Genomic DNA, 20,085 nt, shown 5'->3' with positions numbered 1-20,085 from the left:
TTATGAAAATAAAGTTTGAAGAGAGAGGAACCATTGGGGTGGTTACGCCGATGGAAGCTTTAACAGCTGAATCGGTTGATTCATTCCGGGAACAATTCATTGACTGGTTTGCCGGGTTGAGTGGTGTAAAAAATGTGGTGATTAGCCTTGAGTCGGTGGATTTCATGGACAGTTCAGGCTTAGGCACATTGATTGCAATGTTAAAGCGTGTGTCGGAGAGGGGCGGCGATCTAAAAATTGCCTGCTTGTCAAAAAAAGTAAGAATGGTCTTCGAAATTACACGGGCTTACAAAGTTTTTGAAATTGTTGATACGGTGGACGAAGCAGTCCGGGCATGCCAGTGAAAGCAGTTCTCCATACGGGTCTGATCCAGCCTTGGGCGGAAATTCTGGGTGATATTCCCTGGCCATTACTGCCAGTCGGGAATCGTCATTTTCTGGAATATTGGTTCGAAGTATGCATTGATCTTGGGATCAAGGATGTCCGGATTATCCTGGGCGAGGGGGCGGAATTTATAGAGGGCTATGCCGGGGATGGGGAACAGTGGGGATTATCGATCACCTACAGTTTTTTGAAGGAAGAGCAGGATCCTGATTCCTTTTTGATGCGAAATCCTGAGCAGTGGGTGGATGGATTGTTATATTTGCGCAACCCGGTATTCCTTCATCGTCTGGCCGCCACGGGTGCTGCGGCAAGTTTTTCCGGGGGCGTATTTCTGGATCGCTCGGTGGATGGTTCTGTGAATTGTCTGTTGAGCGATTCTCCAGATTTCCTGCGGGCTCATATTGCGAGTCCCCGTGCAGAACTTAAGGGCCGTTCATTTAATGAACTGAACCTGAAGCCTGCTTTGATCCTTTCGATACGAGACTACTATGCCTTGAATATGAGTATCGTGGGCGAGGAGGCTCCGCGATATGTCCGGGCGGGTTACTCATTAATAGATGATGTGAGCATCGGGTATAATGTTGTCATTCCTCCGTCCGTCTCCGTTACGCCGCCGGTGGCGATCGGCAATAACTCCCGCATCGGCGTCATGGCATCGGTGGGGCCACTGGCGGTGATCGGCAACCATGTCATTATCGATCGTCAATCCGATTTATCGCGATGTGTGATTCTGGACGGAACGTACGTGGGACGAGGGCTTGAAATCCGTGGTAAAATTGTGGCTGGCGGTCGACTTATTGATCCTGATAGCGGAACAATCGCTGAAATCAATGATCCCTGGTTGGTTGCCGCTGTTCGACCCATGGTGCGATGGGGCGATGCGCTTCGTGCTGTGTTTGGTTGGCTATGTGCGATGGTGTTAGTGTTACTTCAGGCTGGGCCGTTTATTGTATTATACCCCTTGATCAACTTGCTCCGGAAGGGACGATTCCGGAAAGCTTCTTTTCATTTAACAGGGGCGCGAGTCGGTCCGCTTTCCGAATTTGTTCCAATTCCCGAATCCGGTTCAGGCATAAGCACGCTGTTTCAGGCGTTGAACCTTGATCTATTTCCACGGCTTTGCAGGGTTGTGATGGGGCAACTCTGGTTGTGTGGCGTACGACCGATGGCTTCTCCCGAAGAAACCTCGTTAAAGTTCCAACTTAAAGAGTATTTCCCCGCCGTGCTTGTCTATGAAACCGATTCGCAAGATTATGCGGAACCAGGAGGACACTTGGCCCATGCCTTGTATTACGCCCGGTTCCGTTCTTTTTTTGGGGATGTCAAAATGATTTTGTCCTTGTTGCTCAATCGACCTCTGAGATTCCTCAGCACGCGGACAGATAACAGGGGTTAATCTCCCTCACTATACGAGGGAATGCCTTTTGTTCAGGGTGGGGGCGAGTCGAGCCAGGATTCCACTTTTGCAATGCGAAACGTCTGAGCTACGTTTTTTTGAGCGTTGATAAACTTCAACGGAATACTGTTTTGAGTCGCTCTTTTCCGCCAAGCCGCAAACAATCCCAAAGCCGAACTGTCGACGAATTTGGTGTGCTGGAGATCCGCGACCCAAGCCGAGTAGGCGGGGGAATGGTTGCATTCAGGTTCAATTTCGGATTTGAATTCAGACATATTGGCGGCGGTGAGTTCCCGGGGTGTTTGAATGACCAGTTGATTTCCATCCCCCCTGTAGGTGCGGCCTTTCTGTATGCCTGGCAAAATACTGGTTAAGTAAGACTGAACCTCAGCTTTGGATTCGGCCAACTCTAGATACTCCATAAGGCGGCAGGTTAAGAGCAGTCGCTTCACCCGGGTTCCAGCATGGTATAGGATCAATCGGCGGTCATGGCGACGACAGGTTTTCGCCAGTTGTAGTAGCCCCCCTAGTTCAGTGCTGGAAAACCACGAGATTCCCCTAATGTCGAGGGCAATGGATTGAGTTTGCGCCGTAATGAACAGATGTTCCAAGCTCTCTTTTGACTGAAAGGGGTAGCGTGTCCAAAAGATTTCAGGAGAATCCACTTCGCCCATAGTATCGTGGGGATCGACTTCTGAAGCATGATCTGAACGGACCCGTAAGGTCAACAGACGCCAGCAGGACGTCAGTAAAAACACAAAATCATCAACATAGCGTTTAGTCAGCCGCCGCGGCGCCGTTAGCCATCGCCACAGCCATTCCAGTGATATCTTTTGGACAAAACGCGGGGCACGGGTTTGCGTTCCAGCCAGAAAATCCAATGTCCCTCCCACGCCGATAGAAACAGGAACGGACCAGTTCCGGACATGAATGTTGGCGAACTTTTCCTGCTTTGGTGCCCCGAAAGCTACTAGAAGTATGTCCGGATTTGCGGTTTCAAGCCGCTCGAGAATACCTGAATGATTCATGGAAATGACGTCAGCCAAGGGCGGGGAATAACACCCGGCAATCCGGATTTCGGGAAAACGTTTCCGGAGCGAGTTCTCTGCTTTTTCCCCTACACCGGGCGCGCCGCCGAGGAGATATAGACTGTGTCCTTTTTCAGCGGCCATTGCGGCCATCATGGGGACCAGGTCACTACCTGTTACTCGTTCCTTCAGGGCAGGCCCCAGCAAGCTCGACAGCCAGACAATGGGGAAACCATCAGCCACAACCAGATCCGCCTCAAGTAGGATGCGTTGCAATTCAGGATCTTCCCAGGCCAGCTTTACAAAATCCAAATTGGCTGTGGCAATGTAGCCAGGGGTACGTGAGATGACGCGACGATGTACCCATTCTACCGCTTCAGCAAAGGATACATTATTGAAGGGGATACCCAGGATAACTTGAACCGAAGGATCGTAGGGGTTGTCTGTATTCATGATAAAAGAGTGTTGACCAAAGCAGGATATTATTGATTCTATGCTGAAAGAAAAGGAAAATAACGTGTTCCTTTATCTCGCCCCCCTGTCGGTCAGAACACGAAATCAATGGAATGGAAGCGAAGTACATCATATTTTTGCTGGTGGTAGTGTTCGGTATTCCCATCGGCGTGCTGATATGCAAGACCTGGCAGTCGATGATGCACGTTGTCGCTGTGGTTCTGGTGTGGGCAACCTGTGAGCCGGATTTAGTGGGAATAAATTTTGTTTCCAGGGAATTCTACCGGGCCAACACCCGGGGGTTCGAGATAAGTTTAGTGGATATCTGTGTGTGGATCCTGATGATCACAATGCTGCTCAAGCGCAAAGAAGTTCCGTTTCGCTGGTTCCCCCCTCTGACGATTCCAACCCTGATCTATCTGGCTGTCGGGATAGTATCCTGGTTACTTGCGGGTTCATTGATTACTGTTCCTGAAGAGGCAAAACTCATTCCCTATGAGCAATTTGAGGTGGGCCTGTATCCTCTTTTTGAGCTGAGTAAAATATTCCGAGGATTTCTTCTCTATCTCGTCATCGTGAACTACGTCAGGGATGAAAAGACGGCTCAGACGATCTTGTTCGGCATAGGGTTGACGGCACTTTACATGACCTGGTTGGCTGTCAGTTCACGCTATCTGTATGGCATCAACCGGGTTCGTGCGACGTTGGGGCACCCCAACAGTTTAGCGACCTATATGGCCATGCTGGGGACGTTCGTTTTTGCATTTGCGCTCCAGCGTCGCCAGTGGTTGGGTAGCCTGGTGTTCGGTTTCTTAACCTTGTGCGCCGCTATTTCTGTTATTCTGACCATTTCTCGTGGTGGCCTCGCTGGTTTGGTTCTGGGAATCTGGTTGAATGCCATGGTTTTGTTGCCGCGCCACTTTAACGTAAAAAATATCGTACTGCTTTTTATCGGCTTGGTAGTGGCTGTGGTTGTCCTGGCAATGGCACTGAATACCCTCATGAATCGATTCGGCGGTGAGCAGGACGCGTCCGCTGATCTGGCGTACCGGGGACTTTACAATCAGGAAGGTCGCTTGATGGCCAAAGACCATGCCTGGGGGGTTGGTCTTGGTAATTTCTCGGCATGGTCTTGGTTGAAATATGCAGGGGATGTTGATCCTGATTTACCCCCCGGAACGCCGGCCCACAACAATTGGTATCTGACGTTGGGGGAGTTAGGGATACCGGGGGTTATCGCCCTGGCCTTCTTCTGGCTTCGATTTGCGGGCTTGGCGCTTCCCTTTTATGTGCGCAAAGGGAAGAGTTTGTTTCATGCTTTGGCGGTGGCCTCCACGACGGCCTTATTGGTCGATCATCTTCAAAGTTGCCTCCAACTTGGTTACCGGCAGACACCTATGTATTTCATGATGATGATCTTCGTCGGTATGGTGGTGGCTGTTTGGTATGCCGGACACGAGGCTGAAAATGTGCCGTCGATTACGTCTATTCCGATTGCGTCGTCCACACCAGTTGATTACACTCAACCCCCATGAATCAGACTGCCTCTGCAAACGGAATTACAGGTTCATCCGGTGATGCTTTTTTGGCGATGCTCGAACGCCGAAGCAGCACTCGTGTTTTTAAAGATGCGCCTGTTCCCCGTCACCTGATTGAGCGACTCATTCTGGCGGCCACCATGACTCCTACTGCCTGCAATCGGCAGTTGTGGCAGTTTGTCGCCATCACAGATCCCGAGGTGAGAATGAAAGCCTGTCGGATGAGTGATGCCCAGCAATCCTACTTCCATGATGCCCCCGTCCTTATTGCCGTTTTTTATGACACATCCCTGGAGTTGCGCAATCCCTGCAGTACAGCGCAGATTTCCATGGGAATGGCGATTGCCGCTCTATTGTTCGCCGCAGAAGCCCATGATTTGGGTGCGATCTATCTTGGTGGGATCCGTGTGCCCGATGGGATTCGCAAGGCTGTTGGGGCTCCTGCTTACCTGAAGAATTTCGGAGTTGTTTGTATCGGATATCCGGATGATTCGCCCCCGCCACCAGGCCGCAGACCGGTTGAGGACGTTCTTGATTTCAACACCTATACGGCCCGCCCCAAGCGATTTCATGCGGATATCAGGCCCCATCTATGGAGCCTGGAACAGACGGCCGATTTCCGTGATAAGTTGCTCTGGTACAAAGGACTTCACATCGACGCCATGACGCTTCATGTCGACTGTGATCCCCGGTTTTCCCCCAAGATTCAGTATATGACCTGCCGTCTGGGTATGATGATCTCCCGTTATCAGCGTCCATGTGTGTTGGACGTGCTTTCCTTCAACGGAGATATGCTGTTCCAGATGATGAATGCCTGTGGTGATGATGCGAAGATGTATTATGCCTTCGATTTAACGCCGGGTGTGGAGCGGTTCATTCGCGAGCGGTTCAGTCGTTTGCAGCCGCCCGGTGCTCTTGAATGTGTAACTAATTCTGAAAAGAAGCGTATTCATATTCCTCTGCCGGACGGCCATGTTCAGGTGATGTCATGTTATGAACGCCTTGAGCATTTTGAAGATCCGCTCCCGTTACTGCGTGAAATGCGCCGCGTTTTGGCACCGGGTGGCTCTGTGCTTGTAACTGTTTCCAATCGATTCTACCCGCATTTTTACCGGTATCGGCGGATGCGAAAGAAAAACTTTGCCCTCGGGCGGAACTGGAATCGCGGACCTGAGCGAAAATATGAACCCAGCCAGATAGAGGCTGCGTTCCGTGAGGCTGGCTTCCGGATTACCGGAAGCGCCGGAATACAACCCATGGAGCTGGCTGTCGCGTCTGTAGTTGAGAAATTTTCCCGCCGGTTCGGTTTACATGCTTTGGCGAATCGGGTGGCGGATTGGCGGTCGCAACGGTTCGTCAGCCGTTCTTTCACACGCTTTCTAAGCAGTTCTATAGCTTATGAACTTACAAGGGATTGATAACGCTAAAATAACAGGTGCCAGGCAAAGGTTGGAATCCTGGTTTAATGGTATGCATGGCCCTGATGGATATTACGGCCCCGTCGTGGGATTCCGTGGTATCAGCATGGGATATTGCGGCCCTGGTTTCGATTGGAGATACGAAGGGTTGCTTGATGGCTGGTTGCTCCAAAGCCAGACTGGTTCTGATTTCGTCCGGCTGGAGCGGATCGAGGGAGCACTCGCCGAGATATGGCGAAGCCAGCTGGCCAACGGCACGTTGCGGTGTTCATATTTTGAGTCCAATCCATCAGAAGGCAGTATGCCGCATGAACCGATCCTGATGGCCGCAGCATTGCGAGCTCGTGCTTGCCTTTGTTTAGCCGGAAGGCCCGTTGATTCTGGACTTGATACGCTTGTGGAGCGTTTCGTAGAGGAGCGGCTGACTCGTGAACTCTGGAATAAAGCCTTAAGAACCTTTAATAACTGGCTCCAGAGCGAATATGAGTTCTATTCGCCTTCCGCCGTATCTGCCATTGTGGAGGTATTGATTGGTTATGAGGAGGCTACAGGGCAAACGTCAGCGTTGGAGCCGATGATTAAAGGGGCGGCAGATTCCCTGCTTGCAGTACAGATTAAGACCGGATCCTTGGCGGGCGGAGTTCCGGTTTCCAACCGGAGCGGGAGTCCTGTCAGCCCGTATTTGGCTGCTCGTTGTCAGGTCGCATTTTCCTTGTTACGTCGGCGGTTGAACGATGAGCGGTTTGCTCAGGCCGGTGATGCCTTGGAGTCATTTTTACGGAAAGTCGCCCGAAAAGAAGGAGGGTTTCCGAGCCTCGTGCATCAAGAGCGACCCGCATCTGAGTTTCCTGTGTTTGTCGGTGCCGCCGCCGGGGTGTTGACCTCCCTGGCCCGGAGCGGGCGACTGACCGACGACTGGCTACAGCCTCATCTGACATTGATCCTTGGTCAGCAAACTGAGTCGGGTGCGTTTAATACCGCTCAGGGCTTTAATGGGGGGATTCGGGCTATCCCTCCTGACTGGCGCGATGTGGTGCCCGTGTGCGGCTGGGCTGACAAGGTTTACCACCTTCTATCCCTGCTCCAGTCCAGTACATTCGCTTTGGCTCCGGTGGGGGCAGTTCACCGTGATGTGACGATTCGCGGGATTCCAGCTGTTTTTGAGGAGGATGACCGGACCATACGCTTATTCAGCGGTTCGGATAATGTATGGTTTGAATGGGAGAAACGAACAAAATGGCCACGGATCTGCAACCTTTGAAAAAAATACTCTTTGTCCATGAAACCTTCGGGAGAATGGCTGGCGCCGAACAGAACATCATGGTGACGGCCCCGTATCTCCGTGAGGGATTCCGTCTGTCAGGGCTATTCAGTAAGCGGAGTGGACGCGATGAAGACGCCTTCGGAAAGATGTTTGAGTCAGTCCAATTTGTCGATTTTGATGGAGCCGCCGAGGTTGTGCGCGCGGAGGTGACCGAGGCGGTGCTGAGGGAACAGCCCGCTCTGATCTATGTCCACAAATGCATTTCCGTGCCTGTGCTTGAGGCTTTGGTAGCAACGCGGATTCCCCTGGTTCGAATGGAGCACGATCACGACATATATTGCATGAGGCGGTATAAATATTTCCCCTGGAATCGGCGGATTTGCACAAAGAAAGCAGGACTGTGCTGTTTATTCCCTTGCATGGCCTTCCTCGCACGGGATCGCGACCGTGGACGGTTTGGCATCAAGTGGGTCAGTTACCGCGAACAACAAAAGTGTATTCAGGTCAACAAGGCTTTCTCGGCATACTTTGTGGTGACCGAATATATGCGTGAAGAGTTGATCCGGCAAGGGTTTGAACCAGGTCGCATTCACATATTCCCCCCGATTCCGTTGCCGCGCCAAGCGGCGTTCACTCCATCATTCTCAGCCCGGAACCGGGTGATATTTGCCGGACAAATTATCCGGGGTAAGGGGTTGGATGTTCTGCTTCACGCCTTGAAGCAATGTCGTGAATCGTTTGAACTGGTTGTTCTGGGGAGCGGTTCGCATCAGTCGTATTGCGAGGCTTTGTCCCGTGAACTTGGTTTAGTAGATCGTGTTCATTTTCCGGGGTTCGTGTCGCAGGAAGAGTTGGCCGGGTTTTATGCAGATGCCACGCTGGTGGTGGTGCCTTCCGTGTGGCCTGAACCGATCGCCACGATCGGCCTGGAAGTATTGCGATACGGATTGCCGGTAGTCGGGTTTGATGCCGGGGGCATACGCGACTGGTTACGCGACGGTGAGACAGGGTATTTAATTCCCTGGATGGATGTCCGCTTGATGGCGGAACGTATCGATTATTTGTTGAGTCACAAAGATGTGGCGCGTCGTCTGGGAGAGCAGGGGCGCGAGTTTGTCAATCGTGTCTACGACTTTGAGGCCTACATTGCCCGGATGATCCAGACCTTTCGGGTTTTAGCGGATCAGGGAAGTGAGCGCGCCCGGTGATCAACTATCGTGAATTCTGGGGGTTGCATCAGTCCCCGTTTGAGGCGATTGCGGATCCTGATTTTTTTTTCGAGAGCCATGCCCACGGTGAGGCTTTGGCGAGGTTGTTATATTTTGCCGCCGACCGGGGTATGGGTTTGGCCGCGTTGACGGGAGAGATTGGCGCCGGGAAAACCATCACGTTAAATGCCTTAAAAAAACGGTTACCGCCCGATCGCTATGTTGTCGTCGAGATTAAAACAGCGAACCTGACGTATGATGATATTCTTTGCCACCTGAATGACGGGTTGCAAGCGGGGCAACCGTCCACCCGCGCCCAGGGCCGATATGAGTTGACCTTGGAGTTTCAACGGTTGATGCAGGAGAAGGTGTTCCGCCACGGACGGCATTGCCTGGTGATGGTCGATGAAGCCCAGTTGCTTTCCCCGGAGGCTTTGGATGGTTTGCGGGGGTTGACTAACTTCAATGAACCACAGCAGGCGGCATTAAGCATTGTGTTTTCTGGCCAACCTGAAATGAAGTCGGTGTTACGTTCACTTCCGCAGGTTTACCAGCGGGTTGGCCTTTTCTATCATCTGGACTATCTTGGGAGTGAGGAAATCTTTCCTTATATGCGCCATCGATTTTTGACAGCGGGCGCGTCTACTCCGGATGTTTTTGACTCCGATTGCATCGAGCCTCTTTACCGTTTCTCCAAGGGATGCCCGCGACAGATCAATCGCATATGCAAATTAGCAGTTGACCGGACATGCCTGTTGCACGAGCCTCGGATTCATGCCAAACTTCTTCAACTGATTATCTCCGATTTTGAAAAACAGTATGCCTGACCAAACCGAAAAGCAAAAAAACGAAATATCCGGCGAATTCAGTATTCGGGACCAGATGGCGGGCCGATCTTCCTGGGCTGAAGGCTCTGCACATTCCCTTCAAGGTGAGCGGCCCCCTGTGTTGTCCCGGCCGACCCGGACAGGGCAGGGTGGCGTTCCCATTCGGAAGCCCGCAGGGGCTGAGAACCTCCTTGACGGGATTGATTTTCAGAAAATCTTAAAAGGACTCCTCAAGCGGAAGTCTCTCGTCTTGGGTATCACTTTGGCATGCCTTTGTCTGGGTATCATCGGCGGACTCAAGGCCTCCCGGGTCAAATACGAATCCCGGGTCAGCCTGCTGTACCGTAATGAGCGGCAACAGCAATTACTTGCTTCCTCCGGCTCCACCTTTGCCATGAAAGGCATGACACGTTCGACGGCAACCAGTCTGATCCGGCGCAGGAGCAACATGGAGCAGGTGGTAACCAATCTGATTCTTTCAATGAATCCGGATGAGTTGAAGTGGCAGGTTGAAACCAAGTCTGAGAAGAATTCACAGATCGTCCTTTTGCTGATAACTGGGTTTCCCAAAGAAGACATGGCGGTGCGTGTGGCCAATGAGGTCGCTGCCGTGGCGATTGCTGATAATGCGAGGTTTTACAGGGATCAGGCCGCCAGTGCCGCCGCCCAGTTCCTGAAACAGTCGGAGAGCTCACGGACGGATTTGAATGCGTTGGATCTAAAAATTGCAGACTTCCAATCCACCAACAGATTGCTCGAGCCCAGCGCGGACGCGAAGGCATTCCTCGATAGTATTACCGCCACCTCGGAAAGGCTGAGTAATGCGCGAATCGCCTATCAGTCCATGCTGATCCGTATACAGAATTACAAGCAGATGATTGGCGGGCTTGCGACGGAAGTGCTGAGAGAGTCTTTTGAGGATAATCCGCTCAAGCGCCGGATTTCCAACACTGAAGTAGCCCTGATGGAGGCGAGAACCCGGTATGGGGCTGAAAATCCACGGGTGCAACAACTTGAAGATGAGATCAAGGAAATGCGCCGTATGATTGCGGACAAGTCTTTCGATCAGAATCGTGAGCAGGTATTTCAGCCAAATCCGGTCAAAACCCAGTTTGAGACCGAACTGCTGAAATTGGAGGCGGAACGGACTGTCCTTTTGCAGAGTGTTGAGCAGTTGGAAGGCGAATTGAAGGGTATTGAGCAACGTTATAATTATCTGCCACGCCAGCAACTGGAACTGTCGTCCCTTCAGCAAAAACGTCTTGCTGTGGAAGAGATGTTCAAGGCCATGAAAAAATGTGCGGAGAACGCAGAGATGGCTTCCCGGTTGGATTTAGCGGACTTTGAGATTCTGGAGGCTGCCCGTGAAGGGGCGGCTCACCGGTCGGTGCTGGCTTTCGTGCTTCCGGTATTGGCGTTGATTATGGGTCTGATCGGCAGTTTGGGGCTGGCGGTGGTTCTTGAATTCATGGATCCCTATCTGAAAACCCGACGCCAAGTGGAAGGTGTGTATGCGGTACCGCTGGCCCCTGAAATCCCGAATAGGAGTGATCTCAATACGGAAACCGCCCCAAATCTGTTTTTGCCGGTATGTCGCCAGTTTTACGACCGGTGGCAACGCTGGAAAGGGGAAGCACCCTGTGTCACCATCGGGATTACCAGTGCCAGTTTCGGGGAAGGGAAAAGTAGTTTTTCTTTCCACGTTGCAAGGTATTGTTCTGCGTTAGGCTTTAAGACCATGATTCTTGATTTTGATTCACGGGATAATGCCTGGCTCGCTTCTTTTAATTTTAAAGCGGGACTGGAGGCATATTTGCGGGGAAAATCGGATTGGCCTGACACGATGAGGGAGGTCGCAGGACTTTCCGCCATGAAGGTCCTTGCGCCGACCGCAGACCTGCGCGAACTTATGAATACCCCGGCCATGGCAAGGCTTTGGGAAACTGTTAAAAGTCGTTATGATCTGGTGATTGTTGAGGCCCCGGGGATGGTGGAAGACGAAGTGCCTGTTTTCCTGGCCGGCCTTGTTGATCGAATCGTCTTTGTTATCGGCTCTCCCATTTCCCCTAAGGCGGCCGTGGATGAAGTCTTCTCACAAATGGAGGCCAATCATGTCCGGCCTTCCTTATTGGTGTTGAATAGGGTCCCCCCCGAATTCTGTGGTAAGGATAATCTGGTAGGCATGATGGAATCATGATAATGGGCAAACGCAGAAGTGACCTGATGAAGACAATGATCCCCGTCATGATGGCGGCCGGATTGATGTCCTGTGCCCACGTAGCTCCCCCCCAGATAATCAAGCCTGCGCAGCTCGCTTCAGAGGCCGCTCTGGCGACGAATGCTATTCCTGCGGAAATGCTGCCAGCGGACTGCTTTTTACCCTATAGTCCGTCAGACTATAAGCTGGCTATCGGAGATGTCGTTGAGGTGGCGGTATTCGGGTTTTCCGACACGATTGCCTCCTTACCCATCGCACCGGATGGTAAGTTATATTACATGTTCGGGGATGGCGTTCCTGCAGCCGGGCTCAAGCCGGAGGTTGTGGCGGGTATAATTCAAGGGCGATTGACAAAGCTTTTCAACAATCCCCGCGTAACCATTCTGCCAAAATCTTTCGCGTCTACCAAATACCTTGTATTGGGAAAGGTTCAATATCCAGGCACATTCCCGCTTGACTCGGCGATTACTTTGCAGCAGGCCATTGCCAATGCGGGTGGGCTTGCCCAGGGAATCTACCGGGGAACGACGATTGAACTCGCCTCGCTCCGGGATAGTTACCTGATCCGGGATGGAAAACGGCTTCATGTTAATTTTGAGGCGCTGATGAATAAACAGGATCCGGCCTTTAATATTTATATCCGGCCTGGCGATGTCATCTACATCGCCTCGGGATTGGGGAGTTCAAGGGAAGTCTACCTTCTGGGAGAAGTGGCTGAACAGAAGACGATCGGGTACCGGGATAATATGACGCTGATTGAACTGCTGGCGGGATCCTCCGACCGGGCTGGTGGCTATACGGATGAGGCCAATCTCCGGCGTGTGGTTATTTTGAGGGGGGCACTGAACAATCCTCAGACGTTCGAGGTGAATGTGTCGCGTATTCTTAACGGGCGTGAGCCTGATGTGTATTTGATGCCTGGTGATCTTATTTATGTGAATTCAAAACCCTTCCGTTTTGCGCGTGACCTTGCGCGCACCATCGTGCTCACCTTTGTCCGTTCGTTCTCGGCTGAAGCCGGAGGCCGGTTTGTTGAGGAATCCATTTTTAATACGGTTACACCTACCGTGACCGTTTCTCCCGGATCCGGATCAACCTCTGTCCCGATTGACCAGACACCTCCCGACACCCCGCCAAAATGAGCAGGATTACACATTCCATTTCAGACCTTCTACCGCCGGGCCGTATTTTCGGGCGAGGGGTCATCGCTTGCACGCTCATAGCCGGCCTGCATGCCTCCTGCGTTTGCGGGGCAGAGAGTCCGTCAGCGGTGTTGTCCCATACACAGTTGGATTTGCGGGGAACAAATGTGATAAGCGAAAGCCGGGTGGTGAAGACGGCCCCCTCCGCGCCCTATAAGCTTGGGATTGGTGATGTTTTATCGATCTCAATTTACGGAGAGGAGGGCTCGGCCCGAACCGTTCCGGTGGATCCCTCCGGACGTATTTCCTTCTCTCTGGTCAATCCCATGCAGGCGTCAGGACGGACAATCGACGAACTCCGGTCAGAGTTGCAACAGAAAATTTCAAAAGAGTTGAAATATGGCATTGTATCGGTGGTCCCCATCCATTTCGGCAGTCAGACATTCACTGTTTTGGGGCTGGTTCAGAAGCCCGGAACATATCCAATTGAAGGACGTATGTTGATCATGGATGCGCTGGGGCGGGCGGGTGGATTCCGGAGTGGGTATTTTCGGAATTCGACTGCTGACTTATTTGACCTCAGGCATGCCACGCTGTTGCGGCAGGGAAATGCTGTTCCCGTTGATTTCGAGGCTTTGATTTCCCGGGGGGACAGCACCCAGAATATGGAGTTAAAGATGGGGGATATCCTCACGTTCCCTTCCGCTCTGGTCCGGAGTGTTTATGTTTTGGGTGAAGTAAACTATCCTCGGAGTATAGGGTTTGTGACTTCACTTACTCTTGTGCAAGCCTTGACGGAGGTAAAGGGCTTGAAAGCTACATCGAATGGCAGGATGGTGGTGGTCCGCGGCTCACTTGCAAAACCCGAGGTTATGGTTGTGGATATACAACGTGTTCTGGCCGGTAAGGCTCGGGATATACAGCTTTCGCCGGGTGATATAGTATATGCTCCGCGTCCGTCATTTGAAATACTTGCAGATATTGTGAAGGTTGCCATCAGCACCTTCGCTGGAACTGTGGCGGCGGATTCCGGGGCCCAGGTGTATCGTAATGTGCGAGGCGAATCGGGAACGTCAACAAGGCCCATTGTGTTGCCTTAAGGAACGCCGGCTGACTCGCGGGTGAAAATTATGGCAGAACAAGAAGAGATGGGATTGCGCAAAACAAGCGACGTAACGGCAATTATGAAAGACGAGGGGCCATCGGTCAGATTCGCTCCCGGCGCTGTGGCTGGAATTCCATGGATGGTAGCCACCAAGGCGGTACTTTTCTTCGTATATTTCGGAATTTCCATTGTGGCCGTTCGCAAACTTGGCAAAGAGCAGTACGGGGTCCTCAGCCTTTGCAGGAATGTGTCTGAGTATCTTGTGGTGTTATGTGCGCTAGGCCTTAATTCTGCGATCCTCAGGTTTGTTCCTGAATTGGCACTTACCCGCAATATGGCTGGGATTAAGCGTTTGTTATGGAAATCCGCTTGCCTCCAAGGTATTGCGGTGGTTGGCGCAATTGGCGTGCTTTGGTTGATGACCCCGCTGTTCAGTCAGTGGTTTCGTGTACCGTTCGGATCCCTCCTGGTCATTGCGGGATTGTTATCTGCCGCCCAGCTGAGCAAGGACTATCTAAACGATACCTTTACGTCCTTATTCCGTTCGAGGTTGGTGTCCAGCATGTCTTTTATTCAGGCGCTTCTGTGGCTTGGATTATTATGGGCAGGTTTAACTTGGCGTCCCACCGTGGGAGTGGGCCTGGGGGCTCAGATTGTTTCAATGGGTCTTGTTTCCATGGTCGGATTCGTACTACTGCTGCGGTTCGTCCGGCAAATGAAATGGCGTTCTCCGCCGTTGGGGATCGGTCGCGTGAGAACCTTGAAACTCTCCTCCGCCACTCTATTCAACTCGATGTTCCGAATGTTGATGTTGAAATATACGGAGGTATTTTTCCTGGGGGTTTATTTTACGCCGTCTGTGGTTGGTGTCTATGACCTGGGATATACCATGCCGTTTGTTGCCATGACGCTCATTCCCTCCGCCCTTCAAACCTTGTTCACCTCGGCCTTTGCTGAGGCGTATTCGCGGGATCGTGACTGTCTGGGGAGATTGATTACGGCAGTTTACAAAATGCTTATCCTTCTGGTTATCCCCATGGCTGCATTCGGTTTCTTTTTTGCTCCCCGTGCGGTTGTTTTACTGTATGGTGAGACCATGCGTGCATCAGGATGGATCGCCTCCTTTTTTTGCGTGCTTCACGCATTGCCATTGATCTCCATGCCGTTGTCCATGGCAATCACTGCCCGCGAGAAGGTTCTGAACATGCTGCCGTACATGATCATGCAGGTGGCAGTAAACTTGGTACTGGATTATCTGCTGATTCCAAAGTGGGGAATACCTGGGGCTGTATCTGCAGTGGCTCTCACATTTATTGTGACCATCCCGATCCGGCTTTGGGCGGTCAGGCAGATCCTCGGGGCGATACATTTTCCGGCGGCATTCTGTTTCCGCATCGTCTTGTCCGTCGTGGCGCTTGCAGGGGGACTGAGCTTTCTGTCGCCCTATTTGAATCTTGCAGGACTGTTTGGGGTGACGGTGCTATTTCTTGCATCGTATCTCGTGATTATCAAGAAATTAGGATTGATCAACGTGGCCGACAATGACGATTTGCAACTGCTTGCGATCGGCCGGCTGGGGAAAATAGTGCGATTGCTGTCCCGGGGTTCGGGAACGCTGCGGAAATCTGGAGAGAAGTCATCATGAAGATACTGATCGGTGGGGTACCATTTGGCCGGAACAACGTGGGCGACGAGGCTATTCTTGAATGTGTTGTCGCAATACTCAGGAAAACCTTTGTGGATGCCGTTCTGACCGTGAGCACTGACGATGGCGCGGAGACCGCCAGAAAGTTGAAAGTCAATACTGTGGAACTTTTCGGATTTGAGCCCCCTTATAGCCATGCGCGAATGGTACAGGTCATCCAAGAGCATGATGTTTTTGTCTGGGCAGGTGCGACAGGACTCTCTGATTATCCTGAGATTCCTTTAGAAATGTTGCGCCTTGCACAGGTAGCCGGGCGCAAGACTATCGTCTGGAACGTGGGGATGAACGATGAGCTTAATCCCGCTAAATACAGGGTTCTTCCCGGTAAAAAGCGGGTGCTTCTTTCTCTGCTTTCCCGTCTGACCCTGGGATGTTGGGATGGTGTGGCGTTGGTGGAAAAACATCGGGTTCGACGTGCGAAAACCGCGATAGCCTCTACGTTGGCTGCGGCCGATCTGGTGGTGGTGAGGGATCCTGAAAGCCGTGAGCAGGTGCTCCAAAGTGGAACCCGTGCAGAAGTGGTCGTGGGTGCGGACTCTGCCCTGTTGCTCAGTCCGACTCCAGTCATGGGGCTCAACCTTCCTTCAGAATTTTCGCAAGTATTGTCGTTTGGAGGAGCGAAAGTCGGGATCTGTGTTTCAGCCCAGCGGAAGATTGCCAACCTGGATAAATTAGTTGCGTATTGCGATGGCGTGGTCGAGAACGATACGCGGCGCATCGTGTTCATCCCGATGAACCCGATCACGGATGCGGGGCTCATGGATGGACTCCGGCGAAAGATGAAATGGTCAGACCGTGCCGCAGTTCTTACGGGGCGATATGAACCCGCGGAAATTCTGGCGATTACTTCGCAAATGGATCTGATCATATCGAGTCGACTTCATCTTATTATTCTTGCATCCATCGTTCATATTCCATTCATCGGAGTAAGTCGCGGTTCGAAGGTTGATAATTTCCTGAGACCATACGGATTGAAATCAGTCGGCAATGTCGAACAATGTGATTTCGACCGTTTGCGTCTTGAAACAGAGCGACTTCTGGCCGGGAAAGCCGCTTTTGCGGCGCAAAGCCGGGAGGTGCGTGAAGTGTTGCTGGAACGGTTGAATCAGGCCACCCTGCGACTGAAGGAGGTCTTGTCATGATCGCCATAACGAAGGTGGCCCACGTAATGCGTCGGTTTAGCCTGCAAAAGTGGGGGGGCACGGAAAGTGTGGTCTTCAACCTTGCTCGTGAATATACCCGTGAAGGTTTAGAGAGTCCCGTCTATTGCACAGAGATGTTTTCCAAGCCGGGCTGTGAACGGGTTGAACAGGTCCCTGTTCATCGGTTCCCGTACGTATTTCCCTGGTTTTTTCTGGGGAAAGAGGCCAAAGCCAAGCTTCGCTTGAAAGGGGGAAGCCCCCTCTCATTCTCTTTATTTCTGGCATTGTGGCGGGAACCGGGATTATCGCTGATTCATGCCCATGTTCAGCACCGCCTTGGGGGAGTCGCCCGGACTGTTGCCCGGCTTCGGGGCATTCCCTATGTTGTGAGCATCCACGGAGGTTATCTCACCCTTCCAGCGGAACAGACGGAAAAAATGCGCGACCCTTTCCGCGGCAAGCTCGAGTGGGGTAAGCTTTTTGGTTGGTTACTCGGGGCGCGTCGGGTGTTGACCGATGCTGATGCCATTATCTGCGTGGGCCGGGATGAGCATGAAATCATGCAGAAGAAATACCCTGGTAAATCCTATTATATGCCCAATGGCGTCAGGACGGAGCTATTCCGGAATGCCACACCTGAACCATTCCGGCAGAAGTTCGGACTGGAACCGGATGAGCCCTTTGTGCTTTGCGTTTCGAGAATCGATTACCAGAAAAATCAATTGCTCTTGGTTCGTGCATTTGCCCGGTTTGCGGCCCATCAACCCAAATGGAAGTTGGTTCTTGTGGGGCCTGTCACCGTGGAGCAGTACGGAGCCGAGATCAGGGAAGAAATAAGAAAGTCTGGCCTCGAATCGCGAGTACTCCTGATTCCCGGATTCCAACCTGACGATCCGTTACTGCCGAGCGCTTACAAGGCGGCCTCGGTGTTTGTTCTGCCAACTGTCCATGAACCATTTGGCATTGTAATTCTCGAAGCATGGGCCGCAGGTACTCCTGTCATTGCCACCCGTATCGGGGGTATCCCGGGGTTTACGCATGATGGGCGGGACATCCTGCTATTTGAAAAAAATGACGAGTCCGCTCTGGTCAGTCATCTGGATCGACTGGCAACTGATGAAGTGCTGCGAAGGGAGTTGGTCGCCGGTGCAACACAGGAAGTCAGCCACTACGACTGGATTGCAATTGCCCAAAGAATGCGTGACATTTACCGGCAAGCCAAGGAGCGGCATGCAGGAGGGGGGAAAGGATGAATATCGGGTTTTCTTCTTTTGTGTTGCAGGGGGGCAAAACCGGGGTGGCCTCCTACATCGTCAATCTACTCGATGCCTTGGAGCGTATGGATCGAACCAACACCTACGATGTCATGTTACCTGAGTCGGAGGAGGCGTTAATTCCGGTTCATTCTCCAAATTTTAAAAAAACAATGATTTCCGACAGATTATCCAAACCAGTCGCCAATATTCTTTGGCACAATCTATGTTTGCCCGGGCGCAGCCGACAGGAGCGATATGATCTGGTACATGTGCCGAGTTATCGGCGCCTGCCCTTGCTGAAAGGGACAAAAATCGTTGCGACGGTTCATGATCTGGCGACGCTTCATATTGACGCCAAGTATGATGCGGCACGCATGTTTTATAATCGACGGATTGTGCCTTCTTTGATTCGTCGTGCAGATCACATCATTACTGTGAGCCAATACACGGCTGATGATATCGTCAATCTGGTCGGCTATCCCAAAGAGCGGATTTCCGTGATCTATTCCGGCATCAACCAACGGTCATATTTTCCCGTTCCTGCAGCGGAGGCCCGTTTGAAATTGGCGGAGAAATATCGACTTGAATCACCGTTTATTGTTTTTGTGTCCCGCGTTGAGCATCCGGCAAAAAATCACGTCCGCCTGATTCAGGCGTTTGAGCGCCTGAAGGCGGCGCATCCGTCAGATATTAAACTGGTCCTTGCGGGAGCGGATTGGAATGGGGCGGACGTTGTGAAGGCTGTCGCGAGTGCAAGCCCGGTGGCTCGGGACATTATGTTCCCAGGATTTGTTCCGCTGTCGGATATTCCGTTTTTCTACTCGGCCTGTGAGCTGATGGTTTACCCCTCGCTCTTTGAGGGGTTCGGGTTTCCCATTGTTGAGGCATTAGCCTGTGGTGCCCCTGTAATTTGCTCAAATACATCGTCCATGCAGGAGATCGCGGCTGATTTTGTTCAGAAGTTTGATCCGCTCAACATTGATGAGATGCTGGCGCGGATGGAAGACGCATTGAAACGGGGGCACGACGCGGAACTGTCGGCCCGCGGTCAGGCTTATTCCGCAGGTTTTAATTGGGATCAAACGGCTCAGAAAGTCATGGAAGTTTACAGGAAAGTGGGGACAACATCATATGGGAACTGATAAATCCGCAGCGGTCATCATGCGATCTAAGAATGAAATGCCATATGCGATTACGGCGCTGAAGCGCTTGTTTGTTCAAACCTGGAAAGACTTTACGCTGTATAACGTGGATTCAGGATCAACGGATGGAACGGTGGCGCAGATCAAACTCTATAACTCGACCCGTTTGGAAGAGATTTCGCCGAAATCTTATGTGCCGGGCAAGGTCTTGAACGAGATGATCTCCAAAACGACTGAGCCGATTGTCGTCTTCTTAAATGCGGATGCCATTCCTGGTGACGACCACTGGTTGGAACGGTTGCTAAAACCGATTGTGGAGGGCCGAGCGGATGCGGTGATGAGCAAACAAACGCCCCGTGATGACGCTCGCTTCATCGTAAAATATGACTATCGGAGGGCCTATGACCCGCGGAACATCAAGGAGGAAAACGAAGATTTCTTTTCAGCAGTGGCGTGCGCTTTCCGGCGGGAGTTGTGGGACAAGCTGAAATTCCCGGAGTCTGGCTATGCCGAAGATCTGGCTTGGGCGCGAGAGTGCCGATTGCAGGGAGCAAGATTCAAATTAGTGTTGGATTCCGATGTAGAGCACTCGCATAATTATACGATTAAGGAACTCTATCGAAAAAAATTCCGTCATGGTCAGACCTACCTTCGAATCTACGGGTTGAAGCCGGGGTGTTTTTACCAGGCCTATAAATGCATAAGGGAACTGGTGCGTGATTTCGTGTATGCGGTTTCCCGGGGGCGATTGGATACGATTCCCTATAATCTGGTGTATCGCATAACCATACATCTGGCGTTGTACAAGGGATCCCGGGCCTGATGAGAACGGGTATTTGATGGAAATGAATAGGATCGA

The 20,085-nt window shown here is 51.9% G+C and carries 16 protein-coding genes; 15 read left to right on the top strand and 1 reads right to left on the bottom strand.

Annotated elements, in window-relative coordinates; genetic code table 11:
- Positions 1-2: 2 nt before the first annotated feature.
- Positions 3-344 (top strand): STAS domain-containing protein, encoded by a 342-nt coding sequence (locus tag WCI03_07165; protein ID MEI8139629.1) that lies wholly within the window; start codon positions 3-5, stop codon positions 342-344.
- Positions 335-1,780 (top strand): NDP-sugar synthase, encoded by a 1,446-nt coding sequence (locus WCI03_07160; protein MEI8139628.1) that lies wholly within the window; start codon positions 335-337, stop codon positions 1,778-1,780. The genes WCI03_07165 and WCI03_07160 overlap by 10 nt, the downstream gene beginning before the upstream one ends.
- Before the next feature lie 32 nt (positions 1,781-1,812).
- Here WCI03_07160 and WCI03_07155 read toward each other — a convergent pair whose 3' ends face one another.
- Entirely contained in the window at positions 1,813-3,261 is a 1,449-nt protein-coding gene (locus WCI03_07155; protein MEI8139627.1) for a WecB/TagA/CpsF family glycosyltransferase, read from the bottom strand.
- Between the two features lie 113 nt (positions 3,262-3,374).
- Between WCI03_07155 and WCI03_07150 the strand changes: the two genes are divergently transcribed.
- From WCI03_07150 to WCI03_07090, 13 genes are read left to right on the top strand one after another with little or no spacing between them, the layout of a single operon-like run.
- Positions 3,375-4,796, top strand: a complete 1,422-nt coding sequence (locus WCI03_07150; protein ID MEI8139626.1) for an O-antigen ligase family protein — start codon at positions 3,375-3,377, stop codon at positions 4,794-4,796.
- Entirely contained in the window at positions 4,793-6,217 is a 1,425-nt protein-coding gene (locus tag WCI03_07145; GenBank protein MEI8139625.1) for a nitroreductase family protein, read from the top strand. The genes WCI03_07150 and WCI03_07145 overlap by 4 nt, the downstream gene beginning before the upstream one ends.
- Positions 6,198-7,478 (top strand): hypothetical protein, encoded by a 1,281-nt coding sequence (locus WCI03_07140; GenBank protein MEI8139624.1) that lies wholly within the window; start codon positions 6,198-6,200, stop codon positions 7,476-7,478. Before WCI03_07145 ends, WCI03_07140 begins: the two co-directional genes overlap by 20 nt.
- 35 nt (positions 7,479-7,513) lie before the next feature.
- Entirely contained in the window at positions 7,514-8,689 is a 1,176-nt protein-coding gene (locus WCI03_07135) for a glycosyltransferase family 4 protein (GenBank protein ID MEI8139623.1), read from the top strand.
- On the top strand, positions 8,686-9,516 hold the full coding sequence (locus tag WCI03_07130; GenBank protein MEI8139622.1) for an AAA family ATPase: 831 nt from the start codon (positions 8,686-8,688) through the stop codon (positions 9,514-9,516). The genes WCI03_07135 and WCI03_07130 overlap by 4 nt, the downstream gene beginning before the upstream one ends.
- On the top strand, positions 9,509-11,713 hold the full coding sequence (locus WCI03_07125; protein MEI8139621.1) for a Wzz/FepE/Etk N-terminal domain-containing protein: 2,205 nt from the start codon (positions 9,509-9,511) through the stop codon (positions 11,711-11,713). The genes WCI03_07130 and WCI03_07125 overlap by 8 nt, the downstream gene beginning before the upstream one ends.
- Positions 11,714-11,739: 26 nt before the next feature.
- The gene (locus WCI03_07120) at positions 11,740-12,876 is read left to right on the top strand and encodes an SLBB domain-containing protein (protein ID MEI8139620.1); all 1,137 of its coding nucleotides are present in this window, start codon (positions 11,740-11,742) and stop codon (positions 12,874-12,876) included.
- Positions 12,873-13,976: a polysaccharide biosynthesis/export family protein gene (locus tag WCI03_07115; protein ID MEI8139619.1), complete on the top strand. Its 1,104-nt coding sequence runs from the start codon at positions 12,873-12,875 to the stop codon at positions 13,974-13,976. Before WCI03_07120 ends, WCI03_07115 begins: the two co-directional genes overlap by 4 nt.
- Before the next feature lie 30 nt (positions 13,977-14,006).
- On the top strand, positions 14,007-15,626 hold the full coding sequence (locus WCI03_07110; protein ID MEI8139618.1) for an oligosaccharide flippase family protein: 1,620 nt from the start codon (positions 14,007-14,009) through the stop codon (positions 15,624-15,626).
- On the top strand, positions 15,623-16,828 hold the full coding sequence (locus WCI03_07105; GenBank protein MEI8139617.1) for a polysaccharide pyruvyl transferase family protein: 1,206 nt from the start codon (positions 15,623-15,625) through the stop codon (positions 16,826-16,828). The genes WCI03_07110 and WCI03_07105 overlap by 4 nt, the downstream gene beginning before the upstream one ends.
- Positions 16,825-18,081 carry a glycosyltransferase family 4 protein gene (locus tag WCI03_07100; protein ID MEI8139616.1) on the top strand — a complete coding sequence of 419 codons (1,257 nt, stop codon included), beginning with the start codon at positions 16,825-16,827 and terminating at the stop codon, positions 18,079-18,081. The genes WCI03_07105 and WCI03_07100 overlap by 4 nt, the downstream gene beginning before the upstream one ends.
- The gene (locus WCI03_07095; GenBank protein MEI8139615.1) at positions 18,078-19,226 is read left to right on the top strand and encodes a glycosyltransferase family 1 protein; all 1,149 of its coding nucleotides are present in this window, start codon (positions 18,078-18,080) and stop codon (positions 19,224-19,226) included. Before WCI03_07100 ends, WCI03_07095 begins: the two co-directional genes overlap by 4 nt.
- Positions 19,216-20,049 carry a glycosyltransferase family 2 protein gene (locus WCI03_07090; GenBank protein MEI8139614.1) on the top strand — a complete coding sequence of 278 codons (834 nt, stop codon included), beginning with the start codon at positions 19,216-19,218 and terminating at the stop codon, positions 20,047-20,049. The genes WCI03_07095 and WCI03_07090 overlap by 11 nt, the downstream gene beginning before the upstream one ends.
- Positions 20,050-20,085 lie beyond the last annotated feature (36 nt).

The sequence above is a fragment of the bacterium genome, from assembly GCA_037143175.1.
Taxonomy (GTDB): domain Bacteria; phylum Verrucomicrobiota; class Kiritimatiellia; order CAIKKV01; family CAITUY01; genus JAABPW01.
The sequence above is the reverse complement of the archived record's forward strand: the minus strand, read 5'-3'. Positions and strand labels throughout refer to the sequence as shown.